The sequence below is a fragment of the Embleya sp. NPDC055664 genome (assembly GCF_053618075.1).
The window spans coordinates 23,944-40,923 of sequence record NZ_JBSHGZ010000049.1 but is presented as its reverse complement, the minus strand read 5'-3'; the positions used below and the strand labels follow the sequence as shown (position 1 = coordinate 40,923).

General features: G+C 72.0%; 12 protein-coding genes. 4 read left to right on the top strand and 8 right to left on the bottom strand.

Features of this window, described 5'->3' with window-relative positions; genetic code table 11:
• Positions 1-468 precede the first annotated feature (468 nt).
• The 5 genes from ACWGR4_RS43770 to ACWGR4_RS43750 form a co-directional block, all read right to left on the bottom strand.
• A complete protein-coding gene (locus ACWGR4_RS43770) occupies positions 469-1,347 on the bottom strand; it encodes an ATP-binding cassette domain-containing protein (protein ID WP_452132877.1) in 879 nt (292 codons plus the stop codon).
• Positions 1,335-3,314, bottom strand: coding sequence for a dipeptide/oligopeptide/nickel ABC transporter permease/ATP-binding protein (locus tag ACWGR4_RS43765; protein ID WP_452132878.1), 1,980 nt, complete (start codon positions 3,312-3,314; stop codon positions 1,335-1,337). The genes ACWGR4_RS43770 and ACWGR4_RS43765 overlap by 13 nt, the downstream gene beginning before the upstream one ends.
• Entirely contained in the window at positions 3,311-4,249 is a 939-nt protein-coding gene (locus ACWGR4_RS43760; protein WP_452132879.1) for an ABC transporter permease, read from the bottom strand. Before ACWGR4_RS43760 ends, ACWGR4_RS43765 begins: the two co-directional genes overlap by 4 nt.
• A gap of 8 nt (positions 4,250-4,257) precedes the next feature.
• Positions 4,258-5,790 carry an ABC transporter substrate-binding protein gene (locus tag ACWGR4_RS43755; protein ID WP_452132880.1) on the bottom strand — a complete coding sequence of 511 codons (1,533 nt, stop codon included), beginning with the start codon at positions 5,788-5,790 and terminating at the stop codon, positions 4,258-4,260.
• A gap of 331 nt (positions 5,791-6,121) precedes the next feature.
• On the bottom strand, positions 6,122-7,561 hold the full coding sequence (locus ACWGR4_RS43750) for a DUF3089 domain-containing protein (RefSeq protein WP_452132881.1): 1,440 nt from the start codon (positions 7,559-7,561) through the stop codon (positions 6,122-6,124).
• Positions 7,562-7,644: 83 nt separating this feature from the next.
• On the opposite strand from ACWGR4_RS43750, the gene ACWGR4_RS43745 reads away from it, so the two are divergent.
• Together ACWGR4_RS43745 and ACWGR4_RS43740 are read left to right on the top strand one after the other, a co-directional pair.
• Positions 7,645-8,337, top strand: a complete 693-nt coding sequence (locus tag ACWGR4_RS43745) for a TetR/AcrR family transcriptional regulator (protein ID WP_380011885.1) — start codon at positions 7,645-7,647, stop codon at positions 8,335-8,337.
• Complete coding sequence (locus tag ACWGR4_RS43740; RefSeq protein ID WP_452132882.1) at positions 8,334-10,721, top strand: family 1 glycosylhydrolase; 2,388 nt, start codon at positions 8,334-8,336, stop codon at positions 10,719-10,721. Before ACWGR4_RS43745 ends, ACWGR4_RS43740 begins: the two co-directional genes overlap by 4 nt.
• Before the next feature lie 89 nt (positions 10,722-10,810).
• Here the strand turns inward: ACWGR4_RS43740 and ACWGR4_RS43735 are convergent, their stop codons facing one another.
• Positions 10,811-12,739 (bottom strand): glycosyl hydrolase, encoded by a 1,929-nt coding sequence (locus ACWGR4_RS43735; protein ID WP_452132883.1) that lies wholly within the window; start codon positions 12,737-12,739, stop codon positions 10,811-10,813.
• A 293-nt stretch (positions 12,740-13,032) separates the two neighbouring features.
• The gene (locus ACWGR4_RS43730; RefSeq protein ID WP_452132884.1) at positions 13,033-14,019 is read right to left on the bottom strand and encodes a LysR family transcriptional regulator; all 987 of its coding nucleotides are present in this window, start codon (positions 14,017-14,019) and stop codon (positions 13,033-13,035) included.
• 108 nt (positions 14,020-14,127) lie between these two features.
• Between ACWGR4_RS43730 and ACWGR4_RS43725 the strand changes: the two genes are divergently transcribed.
• On the top strand, positions 14,128-15,021 hold the full coding sequence (locus ACWGR4_RS43725; protein WP_452132885.1) for an NAD(P)H-binding protein: 894 nt from the start codon (positions 14,128-14,130) through the stop codon (positions 15,019-15,021).
• Positions 15,022-15,100: 79 nt separating this feature from the next.
• Complete coding sequence (locus tag ACWGR4_RS43720) at positions 15,101-15,466, top strand: darcynin family protein (RefSeq protein WP_452132886.1); 366 nt, start codon at positions 15,101-15,103, stop codon at positions 15,464-15,466.
• 111 nt (positions 15,467-15,577) lie between these two features.
• On the opposite strand, the gene ACWGR4_RS43715 is transcribed toward ACWGR4_RS43720, so the two are convergent.
• A complete protein-coding gene (locus tag ACWGR4_RS43715; RefSeq protein WP_452133304.1) occupies positions 15,578-16,954 on the bottom strand; it encodes a protein kinase domain-containing protein in 1,377 nt (458 codons plus the stop codon).
• Between the last annotated feature and the right edge of the window lie 26 nt (positions 16,955-16,980).

The following is a 16,980-nucleotide window of genomic DNA, read 5'->3' as shown; positions in this document are numbered from 1 at the left end:
TCGGCATCGACCCGAGCAGCCGCACACCCGCCGGGCGCGCGAGCACCACACAGTGCGCCGTGACCGCCGACGGCCCGGCCCGCGCCGTCGTCACCGCGGTCCACGTGGGCGCGCGGCGCCGAGGCGGGCAATCCGCAGAGCTTCCCGGAGGCGTATCCCGACGTGCTCACGGCCGGCACGATCGGCCCGGACGGCGCATGCGCGGCGTACGCGCAAACCCGACCCGTGTCTGGGGCCGGGCCGCACCGGGCGTGTCGGCCCGGGCCGCTTCGCCGGGAGCGGGGCGCGGCCGGCGGCGGTTCGGCGGCATGCGGAAAGGGCTGCCACGGCCGGACCGACCCGACAACGGGTGCTCCGTGTCCCGAGGCAGGCCGCACCAGTGGCCGAACCCGAGCCGGCCCGGCGCCCTTCCGCCCCACCGGCCGACCTGTGTCTTACTCCGCCCGGCCCGGCCGCGCCGCCCCCCACCTACCCCACCGGCGCCCCCCGCGCCGCCAACCGATGCCGGGCCGCGCGTCGTTCCGCCTGGCGGGCCGGGTTTGGCACCGGGGCGGCCAGCAACAGGTTGCGGGTGTACGGGTGTTCGGGGTCGGTGGTGACACGCGCCGCGTCCGCGCATTCGATGATCTCGCCGCGCGACATCACCGCGACCCGGTCGCTCACGTGGCCGACCACCGACAGGTCGTGCGCGATGAACAGGTAGGCCACGCCCGTGGCCTGCTGGAGTTCGACGAGCAGGTTGATCACCTGTGCCCGGGTGGACAGGTCGAGTGCGCTCACCGGCTCGTCGCAGATGATCAGGCGCGGCCCGGGCGCGAGCGCGCGGGCGATGGCGACACGTTGCCGCTGGCCGCCGGAGAGTTCGCGGGCCGCGCGGGTGGCGGTGTCCGCCGGGAGACCGACCGCGTCGAGCAGTTCGCCGATGCGCTCGCGTGCCGCCCGGCGGGTGTGCGTGTGCCGCGCGGTGAGCGGTTCGGTGAGGATGTCCCCGATGGTCATCGACGGGTTCAGCGAGCCGTACGGGTCCTGGAACACCACCTGGATGTCCCGGCTCAGCCCGCGCCGCGCCCGGCGGCCCAGGCCGTCGATCCGGGTGCCGGCGAAGGTGATCGTGCCGCCCGCCACCGGCGCGAGGCCGAGTACCGCGCGCCCGAGGGTGGTCTTGCCGGAGCCGGACTCGCCGACCAGGCCGAGGGTTTCGTGCGCGTGCACCTGCAGGCTCACCTCGTGCAGCACGCGCAGCGGCGGGCGCCGCCGACCGACGGTGCGGTACTCCACCACCAGTTTGTCGACGGCGAGCAGCGGCTGCGCCGGGTCCGCGGCGGCCGTCGCGTTCACCGGTTCCATACGATCACCTCGTTCTCCACCCGGACGCAGCGCACCGCGCCGTCCCGGTGGGTGGTCGGCTCCGGGTGGACCGCGCAACCGGGTGCGGCGTACGCGCAGCGCGGGGCGAATCGGCAGCCGCTCGGCCGGTCGTGCACCGAGGGCACTCGGTCCGCGATGGTGGGCAGTCGGCTCCGGGCGCCGGCGCCGTCCGGGATGGCGGCGAGCAGCGCGGCGGAGTACGGGTGCGCCGGGCGGGCGAACAGGTCCGCCGAGGTCGCGGTTTCGACGATCTCCCCGGCGTACATCACCGCCACCCGGTCGCAGATGTCCGCGACCACCCCCAGGTCGTGGGTGACCAGGATCATCCCCATGCCGTGCTCGCGCTGCAGCGAGCGCAACAGGTCCAGGATCTCGGCCTGCACGGTGACATCGAGCGCCGTCGTCGGCTCGTCCGCGATCAACAGGTCGGGTTCGGCGGCGACGGCGCCCGCGATCAGGATGCGCTGGGCCATGCCGCCGGAGACCTGGTGCGGGTAGGCGGCGAACACCCGGGCCGGGTCGGCGATGCCCACCCGGTCCAGGAGTTCCAGGGCCCGGCGGCGGGCGGCGTCGCGGGACAGGCCCAGGTGCGCGCGCAGCGGCTCGACCAGTTGGCTGCCGATCCGGAAACTGGGGTCGAGGTTGGACATCGGGTCCTGCGGGATGTAGCCGATCCGGCGCCCGCGCAGCGCGTTCACCTCCCGCTCGCACAGCGCCGCGAGGTCACGCCCGTCGAACACCACCCGTCCGGCCCGGATTTCGCCGCCGGCGGGAAGCAGGCGCAGTACGGCCAGCGCGGTTTGCGTCTTGCCGCACCCGGATTCGCCGACCAGGCCCAGGATTTCGCCCCGATCCACGCTCAGCGACACCGCGTCCACGACGGCGGCCTCGCCACCGGGCGCCGGGTAGGCGACCTCCAGGCCGTCCACCACGAGCAGCGCGCCGGTGTCGACGCCCACCGCCCGCTCGCGAGCCGGCCCCCGCACCCGCCGGCGCCGCGTCGCCGAGGCGGGCTTCGGCGCGTCCTCGAAGGCGTCCCGAAGTCCCGCGCCGAGCAGCGTGACCGCCAGCACGGTGAGGGTGATCGCCGCGCCCGGCCACACCGACAACATCGCGTTGTCGTACACGTGTACCGAGGCGTCGTTGAGCATCGCCCCCCAACTGGCCCGGTCCGCCTCGCCCAGGCCGAGGAAGGCGATGCCGGATTCGATGATCAGCGCGAGGCCGAAGATCAGCGACGCCTGGGTGATGATCGGGACCCGCACCACGCGCAGGATGTGCCGCCCCATGATCCGCGGGTCGGACAGGCCGGCCACCCGCGCGGCGTCCACGTACGGCTCCCCGCGCACCCGTTTCACCTCGCCGCGCACCAGCCGAAAGACCGGGGCGGCGGTGAGCACGCCGAGCACGACCATCGAGCCGACCAGGCCGGGCCCCTGCACCGCGACGAGCGCGAGCAGGACCACCACGCCGGGCAGGGCCAGGAACAGGTTGGCCACCCAGCTCGACAGCGCGTCCCACCAGCCGCCCACGTAGCCGGCCGCGAGCCCGGTGGGCACGCCGATCAGCAGCGCCACCCCGGTGGCGATGGCGCCGGCGAGCAGGCTGGTGCGGCTGCCGTACAGCAGTCGGCTCAGTACGTCCCGGCCGGAGCCGTCGCCGCCGAGCGGATGGGTGCCGGACGGGTCGGCCAGGACCGCGTCCAACGCAGCCTTGTTGGGCCCGTGTTCGCTCAACAGGCCCGCGAATACGCCGGTCACGATCACCAGCAGCAGCACGGCCGAGGCGGCGACCGCGATCGGGTCCCGGAGGAAGCGCCCGGCGGGCCCGTGCCGGCGCGGCGCGGCGGCCGGGACGAACTCGGGCGCGGGCTTGCCCCGTTCCGCGAGCTCCACCGGGGCCTCGGCGGTCGGCGGCGCGACCGCCGCGGTCTGGTTGTCGTTCATCTCATGCCGACTTTCGGATCGAGCACGCCGGTCGCCAGATCGACGACCAGGTTGACGGAGACCACGACGCACACGCTCACCAGGACGACCCCCTGCACGGTGGGTACGTCCGACTGCGAGGTCGCGCCGATGGCCAGCGAACCGAGCCCGGGCAGCGCGAAGATCTGCTCGATCACCAGCGCGCCGCCGAGCAGCCCGATGAACTGCAGGCCGACCACGGTCAGCGCGGGCGGGGTCGCGTTGCGCAGCACGTGGACCAACAACACGCGTCGTAGCGGCAGTCCGCGGCTGCGCAGGGTGCGCACGTAATCCCGCTCCAGGACCGTGGCCACCGCGTTGCGGGTCTGCTGGGCGATCGCGGCGATCCCGGAGACGGCGATCGTGGCCACCGGCAGCACCAGCGAACGGGCCCAGTCCACGGGCGATTCGGCGAGCGGTACATAGCCGGTGGCGGGCAGCCAGTCGAGCTTCACCGCGAACACGGCCACCAGCAGGATGCCCACCCACAGGCCCGGGATCGCGAAGCCGGCCACGGCGAGCACGTGCACCGAGCGGTCCACCATCCCGCGCCGGATCGCGGCGAACAGCCCGAGGGCGATGCCGAACAGCGCGCAGACCAAAGTCGCGGTCAAGGTCAGGGACAGTGTCACCGGCAGTTTGGTGCCGATCGAGTCGGCGACGTCCAGACCGGTGGTCCACGAGGTGCCCAGGTCGCCGCGCAGCGCCGCCCACAACCAGTCCAGGTAGCGCGGCACGACCGGCCGGTCCAGGCCCAACTCCACGCGTTTGGCCGCCAGTTGCTCGTCGGTGGCGGACACGCCCAGGATGCCGCGGCCCGGGTCGGGCAGCAGGTCCATCAGGAAGAAGGTCAGCGCGGAGACCACGAGTAGCAGGGCCGCGGCCGAGATCAACCGACGGGTGAGGAAGGTGATCATGGCGACGCTCAGCCGGCGAGCTTGTAGTCGGACAGGGAGAAGAAGGTCTGCCCGGGCTGGTTGCTCAGCGTGATCCGCTTGGCGGAGAACATCACCGTCTCACCGCGAAAGAGCGGCGCGAACCATGCCTGTTCGACCACGTGTGCGTTCAACTGGCGGTACAGCGGGCCCTGGTCCTGGTCGTTCGCCTTGGCGATCCGCGCCAGCAGGTCGACCGCGACCGGGTCGTTGACCTTGAACGGATTGGTCGGCGCGGTCGGCGACAGCAGCGCGTTGGCGTCGATCCAGTTCTGCGTGGTGCCCCAGACGTACATGAACGCCGGGAATCGGCCGCTGAAGTACTGCACGGAGAGCTGGTTGGTGCTCACCGGGGTGTACTCGACCTTGATGCCGACCTGGTTCAACTGCTCGGCCAGCACCGGGTAGATCGCGGGCACGAAGGCGTTCTCGCTGGGCAGGCTGAGCTTGAAGCCGTCGGGGAAGCCGGCCTCGGTGAGCAGCTGCTTGGCGCGGGCCGGGTCGTAGGGATACTTGCGGTCCAACTCCGGGTCGTAGGCCGGGGATCCGGCCGCGAACATCTGCGTGGTGGGGGTTCCGACGCCGGCCATGATGGCCTTGAGGATGCCGGGGCCGTCGACCGCGTGGTTGATCGCCTGACGCACGCGGGCGTCCTTGAGCGGCGGGGCGATCTTGCCGTCCCGGTCGACCAGCCACAGGCCGGTGACCTGGCCGGGTTGGCGGGTCACGGTCAGGCCGGCCTGTTTGGCGGCGTCCATCCGGGCCGGGGCGCCGATGCCGGCGTCGGCCTGGCCGGTGAGCAGCGCGGTGGTGCGGGCGTTGGTGTCCGGGATCGCCTTGATCACGACCTTGTCGAACGGGTACGCGGCGGGGGTGCGGTAGCGCGGGTTGCGGGTGTAGGTGTAGCGGTCGCCGCGGGTGGTGTGGCCGGTGTCCAGGATGTACGGGCCGGTACCCACGGGTTGCGCGTTGGCGTTGGCGTCGGCGAAGGCTTTGGGGCCGACCATCATCCCGGCGACCAGACCGAGGTTGAACAGCAGTGCCGGATCGGGGGTCTTCAGGGCCAGTTCGACCTCGGTGGGGCTGTTGACGGTGACGCCGGCGACGGTGGCGACGGCGAAGGAGCTGGGTCCGTTGCTCGTGGCCATGCGGTCCAGGTTCTGTTTGACCACGGACGCGTCGAACGGGGTGCCGTCGCTGAACGTGACGCCCTCGCGCAGGGTCATCCGCAGGTGCCGGCGCTCGGGGTCGGTGTAGGTCCACGCGGTGGCCAGGCCCGGGCCCACGCTCTGGTCGGGGTTGACCGTGGTGAGCGCGTCGTACAGGGGCTGGAGGTAGGCGAGCATGTTGCCCCCGGCCGTCTTCGCCGGGTCCAGGCTCGCCGCGTCGGCCGCGGCGGCCAGGGTCAAGGTCTTGCCGCCGGCGCCCTTCGAGGTGTTCGAGCCGCCGCAGCCGGCAACGGCGGCCACGACGAGTCCGGCGGTGGCGAGGGCCGCTACGCGGCGGCGTCCCAGGATGGTCATGACTGGTCCTTAGTCGAATTCGCGGGACGAATTCGGGAATCGAATTCCCCGGTGCGGTCGGCCGGCCGAAATGTTGGCCGTTACACGTAACGGAAGCGTGCGGTCGGGATACCCGGCGTATTCACGCGACGGTTACGTGGGTGGATGGATTCGGCTGGGCATTTCGGCCGACCTCGCGGCGTGCTCGAATCGCCGCCGGACGGCCCGGGGGTGCGGGTGGGCGCGGCGGGTGCTGCGGCGGTGCGGGTGTGGTGGGACGAAGGTGGCGCGGGCGCCGGGTGGGGTGGGCCCGGGTGGGCCCGGGTGGGCCGAGCAGGCCAGGCCGGTGGGGTCAGGCCGGGTGGGCCGCCCGCCACGTGTTCGCCTGGGCGGCGATCAGCGCGGTGAGGTCGCCCATCGCGACGTTGTAGTCGACGGTGTGCGTGCCCAGCGGGACGGACAGGCCACTGTCGGGGAACATCCCGGCGCCGCCGGTGATGTCGAACCAGGTCGCGGTGCCGTTCGCGTCCTGGGTGAAGGCGCACTTCCCGCTGATCCTGTCCTGGTATCGGGTGTAGCCCGACGGGTCGTCGGCCAGTTCGTACGCGGACAACACGTGCGCGAGGTGGCCGCGCGGGTTGAGCCAGTTGCCGTCCATCAGGCGGCGGGTGGGCATGTACATGTCCAGCGGTGTCGCCGTGTCGGCCGGTGTGCCGCGCAACAACGCGGCCGGGTTGACGCACATCATCTGGTGCCCCGGTATCGGTGTGCGGCCGAACGCCGATCCGGCCGGGAGCCCGCCGCCGGGCGGCAGCGCGTAGCTGTTGTAGGCCACCACGCACCCGGTCGGGATCGGCGCCTGGGGCCCGGAGCGTACGCACGTGGGGATGTGCTGGAACGTCGAGGCCGGGTCGGCGCCGCCGCCCTGGGTCCCGCCGATCGGCACTTGGAGGTAGCCGCCGAGCAGCACCGCCGACACCAACCGGTCCTGCACGGCCGGGTTGCCGTCGATCTCCTGCTGCATCACCCGGGACAACACGCCGGTGCCCTGGGAGTGGCCCAGGAGCACCACGCCGCGCCGCTGGTGGGTGACCGGGTCGGTGTTGTGGTTGGCCCAGTAGTCGCGCCAGGCGTCCAGGACGTCGCGCGAGCCGGTCTCCGCGTCCAGCGGCACGCCCAGGCCGCCGACCAGCAGCTCGGAGAACGACGCCTGCCGATACATCGGGGCGAACACCCGACACGTGCCGGCGAAGCGGCCGATCTGGTCGAGGGCGGCCGCGAGCGCGCTGTTGGACGGGCTCGGGGGCAGGGATCCGATCCGCAGCAGCGGGTTGGGCAGCAGATCGACGGTGGGGTACGCGTAGAAGCAGTCGATCTGCGGGTTCGCCGGTGCGGCGAACGGCTCGGGTACGCGCGAGCCGTCGGCGCGGACCGAGGTGGCGTCGAGTGTGGTGGTCGCGCCGTTGAGGTAGCGGGCGCTGAACGTGCCGTCGGGGCCCGGGCGTTGCGGGTTGCCGGCGAGGTCCTGATTGCAGGGGTTGGTCGCGAGGCCGGGGCGACAGAGCCAGACCGTCTCCTTGAGCGGGGAGGTCAGGCTCTTGCCGGCCGGGTCGGCGGTCGAGGTGGTGTTGGCCGGGATGTTCGTGGCTGTGTTCGTGACGGTGTTCGCGGCGATGTTCGTGGCGCTGTTCGGCGTGCTGTTCGGGGCGGCGGACGTGCCGGTCGGGATGACGGCGGCGGCCAGGGTCAGGGACAGCGCGCCCAGGGCGAGGAAGATTCTCGATCTGCTCATGGCGTGAGCTCCGATCCAGGTGTCGTGAACTTTCGACGAGATGGAACTTACTAAGGACTAAGTAAATAATCTAGAGTGCCGATGTGACTGAGAATTCGGATGCACGTAAACCAGCCGTCGGCCGCGCCCGGGGCCGCACCAAGGCGCCGACCGCGAAGGGGGAGGAGCGACGTCGGGAGATCGTCGCCGCCGCCTCGGAATTGTTCGCCCGGGCGGGCTTTCGCGGCACCGGTATGGCGGAGGTGGCCCAGCGGGTCGGCATCACCGAGCCCGGCCTGCTCTACCACTTCGGCAGCAAGGAGGGCCTGCTCCGGGCCGTGGTCGAGCACCGGGACCTGCGCAGCCAGGCGTTCGCCCGGGACATCGCCGCGGTGGGCGGGCTGCAGGCCCTGCGCGAGATGCCCGCGTTCGCCCACCGCAACCGCGAACAGCCCGGTCTGGCCAAGCTGTTCGCGGTGCTGCTCGCGGAGAACCTGGATCCGGGCGACCCCGAGCACGACTTCTTCGTCCGGCGCTACCGCGAGATGCGCGCGGTGGTCGCCGGAATGATCCGCGAGGGCCAGCGCGGCGGCGAGATGCGGGCGGATGTGAGCCCGGAGCTGAAGGCGATCGAGATCCTGGCCGCGCTCGACGGCATCGCCTCCCAGTGGCTGCTCGATCCCGAGGAGGTCGACCTGGTGGTCAGCATCGAGGAGTACGCCCGGACGCTGATCCGGGACCTGGCCACCCATCCCGAGCCGGCCGAGACCGGCGCGCCCGAGGAGGTACAAGGATGATCGACGGCGGCGGTCGGGACTTCCCGCCCGCGTTTCTGTGGGGCGCGGCGACCGCGGCCCACCAGGTCGAGGGCGGCCTGACCGACAACGACTGGATCGACTGGGAGAACGCCGGCCGCACCGCCGAACCCAGCGGCGCGGGCATCGACCAGTGGCGCCGCTGGCCGACCGACATCGCGCTGCTGGCCGAACTCGGGCACACCGCGCACCGGATGTCGATCGAGTGGTCCCGGCTCGCGCCCTCACGCGGAGTGTGGGACGCCGCCGCGTTCGACCATTACGCGCGGGTGCTGGACGGCCTGTACGAACACGGCCTCGCGGCGTTCGTCACCCTCCAACACTTCACCCTGCCGAGGTGGTTCGCGGCGGCCGGCGGCTGGCTCGCGCCCGACGCGCCCGAGATCTTCGCGGAGTTCGCCGCCGAGGCCGGGCGGCGGCTCGGGGATCGCATCCCCTTCGCGGGCACGGTCAACGAGCCGCAGATCGTCGCTTTCAACGGCTACCTGAAGGGCAACCACCCACCCGGGTACCGCGATCGGGATCGGATGGTCACCGCCAACGAGACCCTGATGCGCGCGCACGACGCCGCCGTGACCGCGTTGCGCGCGACCGCGCCGAACACGCGGGTGGGCGTGTGCCTGCAACTCCCGCTGGTGCAACCGGCCGACCCGGACAATGCCGCCGACGTCGAACTCGCGGACTGGTACCGGGAGATGCTGGTCAGCCGGCACCTGGAACACCTGCGCGACGCGCCCGATGCGGGCGATTGGGTGGGCGTGCAGTACTACACCCGCGCCCGGGTGAACGCGGCCCTGGAACAGCAGCGACTCGGCGAGCCGCCGGCGGGCACGCCCACCACGCAGATGGGGTGGGAGGTCTATCCGGACGGGCTCACCGAGATGTTGCGGCTGACCGGCAAGACCACCGGTCTGCCGATCTACATCACCGAGAACGGCATCGCCACCACCGACGACGCCGAGCGGGTGGCCTACCTGGACAGCCACCTGCGCGCCGTCCGGGCCGCCCTCGCGGACGGCGTCGACGTGCGCGGATACCTCCACTGGTCCGCGTTCGACAACTTCGAGTGGACACACGGCTACCGCCCCCGCTTCGGCCTGATCGGCATCGACCGCGACAACGACCTGCAACGCGTGATCCACCCCAGCGCACACGCGTACCACCGGGTGATCACAACGGGCCGGCTGGCCGCCCTCCACGAGCCCGACATCGACCCGGCAACCGCCCCGCACGAGCCCTCGGCCGCCGACAGCGCGGGGGCTGGGGCGGGGCGCTTCTCGGCCGGTGGGGCGGGGCTTCGATTCAGGTCCGAAATTTCTGAGTTGTCCGGTCGTTCGGCCGGCTTGTTGAAGGAGATGCTTGTGAGGATCGATCCGCCTGTGGTGCGACTGTTGCAGCGTGTGGCCGCCGGGGCGCAGCCCGAGTCGCGGGATCTGGCGTTGCGGCGCGCGCAGTCGGCCGCCACCATGCGGCTCGCGGCGTTCCCGCCGGGGCCCGACATCGAGGTCACCGAGCACACCGTGCCCGTCGCCGACGGCGAGATCGCGGTGCGGGTGTGGCGGCCGAGGAACCCGCAAACGCCAGTCCCCGCCTACTTCTTCCTGCACGGCGGCGGCTGGGTGCTGGGCAACCTGGACACCGCCGAGGCCGAGTGTGGGCCCGTCGCCTCGCTCGTCCCGTGCGCCGTGGTCCACGTCGACTATCGGCTCGCCCCCGAACACCCCTTCCCCACCCCGCTGGACGACTGCCTGACCGCCTACGCGTGGCTCCTGGAACACGCCGACGAACTCGGCATCGACCCGAACCTGGTCGCCATCGGCGGCGCGAGCGCCGGCGGCAACCTGGCCGCCGCGATGTGCCTGGCGCTGCGCGACCGCGGCCTGCCGCAGCCCAGCCTCCAGGTCCTGGACGCCGCCCCGTTCGACCTCACCCCGATGCCGGACCCGGTCGCCGCCGGCGAACCGGCCCGACCCGGCCTGTCCGTCGCCGAGTTCAACATGTTCGCGCGGCACTACGTGCCGGAGGCCGAGGCCGCCGTCAACCCGCTCGTGTCCCCGCTGCGCGCCGCCGACCTGTCCGGCCTGGCCCCGGCCCTGGTCGTGGTGGCCGAGTACGATCCGCTGCGCGACCAGGCCGAGGACTACCTCGCGGCGCTGCGCGCGGCCGACGTCCCCGCCGCCGGCATCCGCGTACTGGGCCACATCCACGGCGGCTGGGTCGTCCCGGCCACGGTCACCCACACCCTGGTCAACGAAATGCGCGCCGCGGCCCTGCGTCACGCCTTCGCCGGCACCCTGGTCGGCCCACTGACCCCGCGCCTGATCGACCGCCTCGCCGCCGCCGAGCCGGCCCCGCAGCCCGCCTGACCGGCGGCCCGGCACCTCCGGGCCGAACCGGGACGGCGGCCGGCGCCGCACGCCGCGACACGTGCCCGTCGCGGCGCGCGGCGCCGGGTTCAGCGGACCGTGACCTGGTCGACGAAGACGACGGCCCGGCCCGTACCACCCGCGCCCCGACGCTCGAACTGCACGCCGATCTCCCGGATATCGCCGGGCGAGCCGACCCCGGCCAGGTTGAGGGTCAAGGTCGTGGCGTCCGGCCCGAGCGGAACGGCGCCGGCGTCGTACCACGTATTGGCGGCGGTGGTCTTGACGTAGAGCTTGGCCGTGCCGCCCGACGCCGTGGCCCGGACCGTGGCGGTCAGGGTTCGGCGACCGGACAGGTCGAGCTGCGCGCGGCGGTCCACGTACGCCTCCGGGGCCGCGAGGTCGATCTCGACGCCGAGCGAACGGCCGCCCTCACTCGCCCAATCGTTCGTACTCGCGGGCGCGGTCGCGGTGAGGTAGCCGGTCCAGCCCTCGGTACCGGACTCGAAACCCGAGAGCAGGGTCGGCGGGGCGAGCGCGGTGACGTCGTCCACGTACACCGCGCTGCGCCCGCTCGCGCCCGGGGCGGGCCGGAACAGTACGCCGATCTCGCGGACGTCGCCGAGGTCGGCCACGCGGCTCAGATCCAGGCTCAACACCGCGCCGTTCGGGCCGATGCCGACCGCTCCCCCGTCGTACCAGGCCGACCCCGCGCCGGTGCGGATGTAGAACTTGGCGGTGGTGCCGGCGGCGTGGTTGCCCCACTCGGCGGTGCGGACCGTCGCGGTCAACGCCCGGTAGCCCGTCAGGTTTTGCGGGGCGACGCGGTTCAAGTACGCCTCGGGGGCGGCAAGATCGATGTCCGCTTTGAGGGATCGGCCGCCCTGCGCCGCCCATTCGTCCACCGACCAGGGCCCGGCCAGGACCTGCCATCCGCCCCAACCCTGCGCGCCGGACTCGAAGTCCGCGAGCGGGACGGGCGTTCCGGCGGGGATGAGCCCACCCTCGGTACGCGCGGACAGCGCGATCTCACCGCGCGTGATCGTCCACGGGTCGCCCATCAGCCGGGCCGCGCCGATGTTGGCGGTCGGCCGCCACTGGTCGTTCCAAGCCATGAAGTAGGCGGTGGCCGGGAATCGGGTACGAATCGCGTCGATCCACTTCCCGTAGTCCAGCGGCACGTCGATCACCCCACCGGGACCGCTTCGCGGCCCGATCTCGGCGAACGCGAATGGCTTGCCCAGCGCGAGGAGTTCGTCGTACCCCTGAACGGCGGCGGGCTCGCGCACATAGCAGTCCAGGCCGACGACGTCGGTATACGCCCCACCCGGGTAATAGGACGAGCGTTTGCCGTAGTTGCAGTCCGGCGCGTACACCCACAGCAGGTTGTGCAAGCCCTTGACCTCGGTGAGATAGCCGTACATGTCCCGCCACACCGCGGCGAACGTCTGCGGATCCTGCGCACTCCACCAGAACGAGTCGCCGTTCATCTCGTGCAACGGCCGGAACAACACCGGCACACCCGCATCGGCGAGATCGCGCAACCCCTCCGCGACCCGGTCGAGTTCGGCCTGCCAGCGCCGACCGGTCCCGGTGGTGCGGTCGGTGAGCCGATCGAACGTGGCCAACCTGCTGAACAGCCCGCTCCAGTCCGGCTGATCCGGATTGGGCAGGTGGGCGCTGACGGTGACCAGGCCACCGGACGCCGCCCAGTCCTTCAGGGTCGCGTTGCAGGTGTGGTCGATGGCGTTGCCGTCATGCCCGTAGTCACACCCCAGCAGCCCGGGATACGCACCGGTCTGCGCCTTCGACTCCTCCACCTGGTCGAGGGAGAAGGTCTTCCCGCTGTATCCGGCGAACTGTCCGGACACCACCCGGTTCTGCGCCCGATTGCCCAAGTGCCCGAGCCAGTCCCGGACATCGCGGGTGGCGGAGGTGGCCTGCGGATCACTCGGCGGCACCGAATGCGCCCGAGCCGCCGACACCCCCGTCCCCGCCGAAACCACCAACGCAGCCACCAGGGCCGCACATCTTTGCCCCCATCGCGATCGCACGCAGCTCAACCCCCGTCGAAAGTGATCATCACGACGGCACACAGGCTAACCACGTCGGCGACACCAGGACCGATGGCGGCCCACGATCTCGCGGCTTTCGGCTGATGCCACCCGGTGGACGGCCCCAATGCTCGTATTCCGACCACGCCATGGCGAAGCCCCGACGGCAGCGTGCCCGCGCAGGGCGCCCTCTCGGCTTGGACGTCCCCTCCCCCGATGTACCGGCCGACCTGGGGAAGCGGCTGGAGGCAGGCCGGCTACCGGACTTCCTCCGCACCCGGCTGCCGTGACCGGGCGGCCCCGACGTGCGTCGGTGCGCACAACGTTCGGCGGACCGCGTCGCGGAGCCAGCGGTGGGCGCCGTCGGCGGTGTGTCGGGGGTGCCAGGCCATGCCGATGGTCACCACCGGCAGGTCCAGGGGGATGTCCAGCAGGTGCAGGCCCAGGACCTCGGCATCCCGGGTGAGGGGTGAGTGGGCCGCGCCCGGGAGCGCGGCGGGTACGAGGCAGACGACGTCACTACGGGCGGCCAGCGTCATCGCGGCCAGGTGGGCGGGCAGGACGATGCCGACCCGCCGCCGCAGGTCGTGCTCGGCCAGCGCCGCGTCCAGGGGGCCGGTGAACCTGCCGCGGCGACTGACCGCGACGTGTTCGGCGGCGGCGAGCCGAGCCGGCGTCAGCTTCCCCTCGGTCAGCGGATGGCCGGGCCGGACGGCCGCCACCATGCGCAGTTCGACCAGTTCCTCGACCCGGGTCTCCGGGTCCACGTGGTCGATCGAACCGACCTCCAGATCGATCCGGCCGTCGCGCAGAGCGGGCCCGGCCTCCAGTTCCTCGGCCCGGATCCGGAACGAGACACCCGGCGCCTCCCGCCGACCCAGCTCCAGCAGCCCCGGGGCCAGCGCCGCGCCGACCACGTCGGCGGCCTGGAGCGTGAACGTGCCGCGCAGGCCGGCCGGGTCGACGCTCGCGCCGGGCCCGAGCAGCGCCCCCAGGCTGCGGACGACCGCGGCGGCCTCCTCGCGCAGGGCCAGGGCGCGCGGGGTGGGAACCATCGCCTGCCCGGCCCGGACCAGGAGGGGGTCCTGGAGGATGCGGCGCAACCGGGCGAGGTTGCGGCTCATCGCGGCCGGCGAGGTATGCAGCCGCTCGGCGGCGCGCGTCACGCTGTGCTCGGCCAGCAGGGCGTCCAACGCGATGGCGAGATTGGCGTCGATGACCGGATCCGGGCTGCTCACCAGCATTATTCCATTTCAGTCAATGATTCCGTGCCGAAGTTCCCATTGTGGCATCACGGTGACCCTCAGCAGGATGAGGGACGTAACGAACCGGCACGACACACGAGGTTTTCCATGATCGTCATCACCGCTCCCACCGGGAACATCGGCCGTCACCTGCTCTCCGCGCTGCTGAAGTCCGCCCCCGCCGCGGGCGAGGAACTGCGCGTGATCGTGCGCGACCCCGCCCGACTCCCCGAACGGGCGCGCGGAGCCGTCGACGTGGTCACCGGCTCGCATGCGGACGCCGACGTCCTCGACCGGGCCTTCGACAGCGCGGACGCCGTCTTCTGGCTCGTCCCCCCGGACGCCGCCCTGACCCCGCACGACGCCTACATCGGCTTCAGCCGCCCCGCCGTCGAGGCGCTCGCCGCCCACGGCGTCGGCCACGTCGTCGGCGTCTCCGCACTCGGCCGCGGCACCGCGCTCGCCGACCGGGCCGGCATCGTCACCACCTCGCTGGCCATGGACGACCTCATCGCCGAAAGCGGCGCCGCCTACCGGGCCCTGGCCTGCGCGTCCTTCTTCGAGAACTTCCTGGAAGAGGCCGACTCGATCCGCGAGCACGGCTTCTTCACCGACACCGTCGAGGCCGACCGCAAGGCCCCCCTCGTCGCCGTCGCCGACATCGCCGCCGCCGCGGCCGACCTGCTCCTGGACCGCTCCTGGACCGGCACCGGCAGCGTTCCCCTCCTCGGACCCGAGGACCTGTCCGTCAACGACCTGGCCCGCATCATGACCGAGCAGTTCGGCCGCCCCGTGCGCTACGAGCGCCAGTCGCTCGACGACATGTACACCACCCTCGTCGGCTACGGCCTCAACGAGGCGTTCGTGCAGAGCATCGTCGACATGAAGCGGGCCAAGGACCAGGGCCTGGACGCCGGCATCACCCGCACCCCGGAAACCACCTCGCCCACGAGCTTCGAGCAGTGGTGCGCCCAAATCCTCAAGCCCGCCGTCCTGTCCTGACATCCGCCGCCCGGCGCCCGCCGCTCGGCGCCCGGCGAACTCCCCGATACCACCCACCACCCACCTTGGAGGCATCCCGATGTCCACCGACCAGACCGAACCCCCGGTCACCGCGTTCATGCTGGTCAAGACCACCCCCGAGTGGCTCGCCTTGACCGTCGAGGAACGTGTGCACGCCTTCACGACCCAGGTCCTGCCGGCCATCGAGGCCAAGACCACCGGCGTGCGATCACGCTTCTACGACACGGAGTTCTACTCCGTACGCGTCACCGACATCTGGGTATGGGAGGCCGACGACCACAAGGCCTACCAGCTCCTGATCGACGCCCTGCGCGAAACCCCGTTCTGGGACCGCTACTTCGAGATCGTCGACCTCCTCGTCGGCACCGAGAACGGCTACGCCCGCACGTACGGCCTCGAACCCGTGACCACCATCAGCACCTGACCCACCGATGCCACATCACACTTGTGAGGCGACCGGCTGTCGCCGGGAGTTGAGTGAAACGCTCGGCCGGGATTCCCGAATCCCGGCCGAGCGTTTCGCGTTGCCCACTCGCTACGCGCAGGAATCCGTCCACACGTGCGAACGCGGGGACACGCTCCCGTCGAGGTTGCGGCGGGTACCGGGGGGAACGCAGCCGATTTGCTTCTGCAGGTGTTTGTCCGCGAAGTAGGTCACATTGATCAAGGTCTCGCCCGCCGCGGCGCCCTTTCCGTTGTTGAAGACCGATCGTGGCGCCGTGGTGCCCGCCCAACTACAGACGTTCTTCCCCGTGAGCCAGTCGGCTTCGTCTCCCACCCAGGCACACATCCGGCCCCCGCCGTCGGGCTCGGTGAAGAAGCAGACGCTGCCCGGGATGCAGCGGTCATAGGCGACGGGAGTGGCCGGGACCGACGGCGTACCCGCCGAAGCGGACGGGGGTTCCGACCCCTTGGCCGTCGGGGAGTTCGAGTCGTCCGAGCCCAGGAGAAACGCCGTACCCGCCGCCACCACGCAGACCGCCGTGACGAGGGCGGCGGAGAGCAGGAGGCGTTTTCGGCGCGGCGACTCGGGGACCCCGGTGGGAAGTTGCAGCCGCTCGATGCGCCGGAGCAGGGAGCGCGCATCGTGCGGGGCGCGCGCGTCGTGGCTCGGCGCCAGACAGTCGCCGATGATCTCCCGCCACCCGGGCGGCAGTTCTGGAGCCAGGCGCAGATCCTGCTCGCCTCGTACGTAGTGCGTCAGCGCCGTGCGGCGCGCGGCGGCGGTGGGGCCGGGCAGCGGCATGGTCCCGGTGAGCACGAGGTGGGCCAGTACCCCGAACGCCCAGATGTCGGCGGTGGGGCGCACCAGTCGGCCGCGTTCGGTGATGTCGCTCCACAACAATTCGGGCGGGGTGAAGTCGGGTGTGGCGAAGCCGGGCGCGTAGGCGTGGGTACCCTCCAACTCGGCGGCCATGTTGAAGTCGGCCAGCCGGATGGTGCCGTCCGCCATCACCAATACGTTGCCGGGCTTGAGGTCGCCGTGCACCCAGCCGGCCCCGTGCAACTGCACCAGCCCTTCGCAGATCTGGGTGAGCAGCACCGGCGCGGACGGGAGTTGCGGTGTCCGGGTGAGGACTTGGTCGAGCGAGGTTTCGGCATGGTCCAGCACCAGGACGGTGGCGCCGTCGAGGTCGGGCAGATCCGGGTCGTCGACGGTCAGCACGTCGTGCATGCGGATGAGCCGAGGCGCGTGCACGCGGCGCAGCACCTCGATCTCACGCTCCGCCAGGTCGCGCAGGTGGCGCAGTTGGCGCGGCGTGCGCGTACCGGTGGGCAGGAACTTGAGCGCGGCCCGGCGCGGTTCGACCGCCGTGGTCCGACGCGCGGTGTAGACACTGCCGAACCCGCCGGAACCCAGCAGGCGTTCGACCCGCCAGGGGCCGATCTCGTACCCCTCGGGCACAGTCACGGTGCTCGGTCGCGGCTGCTGCCCGG

What these genes read in the sequence shown, in the direction of transcription:
- ACWGR4_RS43770 (WP_452132877.1), bottom strand. Translation starts at nt 1,347, where the DNA reads ATGGAACCGGTGAACGCGACGGCCGCCGCGGACCCGGCGCAGCCGCTG.
- ACWGR4_RS43725 (WP_452132885.1), top strand. Translation starts at nt 14,128, where the DNA reads ATGATCGTCATCACCGCTCCCACCGGGAACATCGGCCGTCACCTGCTC.
- ACWGR4_RS43740 (WP_452132882.1), top strand. Translation starts at nt 8,334, where the DNA reads ATGATCGACGGCGGCGGTCGGGACTTCCCGCCCGCGTTTCTGTGGGGC.
- ACWGR4_RS43760 (WP_452132879.1), bottom strand. Translation starts at nt 4,249, where the DNA reads ATGATCACCTTCCTCACCCGTCGGTTGATCTCGGCCGCGGCCCTGCTA.
- ACWGR4_RS43755 (WP_452132880.1), bottom strand. Translation starts at nt 5,790, where the DNA reads ATGACCATCCTGGGACGCCGCCGCGTAGCGGCCCTCGCCACCGCCGGA.
- ACWGR4_RS43750 (WP_452132881.1), bottom strand. Translation starts at nt 7,561, where the DNA reads ATGAGCAGATCGAGAATCTTCCTCGCCCTGGGCGCGCTGTCCCTGACC.
- ACWGR4_RS43765 (WP_452132878.1), bottom strand. Translation starts at nt 3,314, where the DNA reads ATGAACGACAACCAGACCGCGGCGGTCGCGCCGCCGACCGCCGAGGCC.
- ACWGR4_RS43720 (WP_452132886.1), top strand. Translation starts at nt 15,101, where the DNA reads ATGTCCACCGACCAGACCGAACCCCCGGTCACCGCGTTCATGCTGGTC.
- ACWGR4_RS43730 (WP_452132884.1), bottom strand. Translation starts at nt 14,019, where the DNA reads ATGCTGGTGAGCAGCCCGGATCCGGTCATCGACGCCAATCTCGCCATC.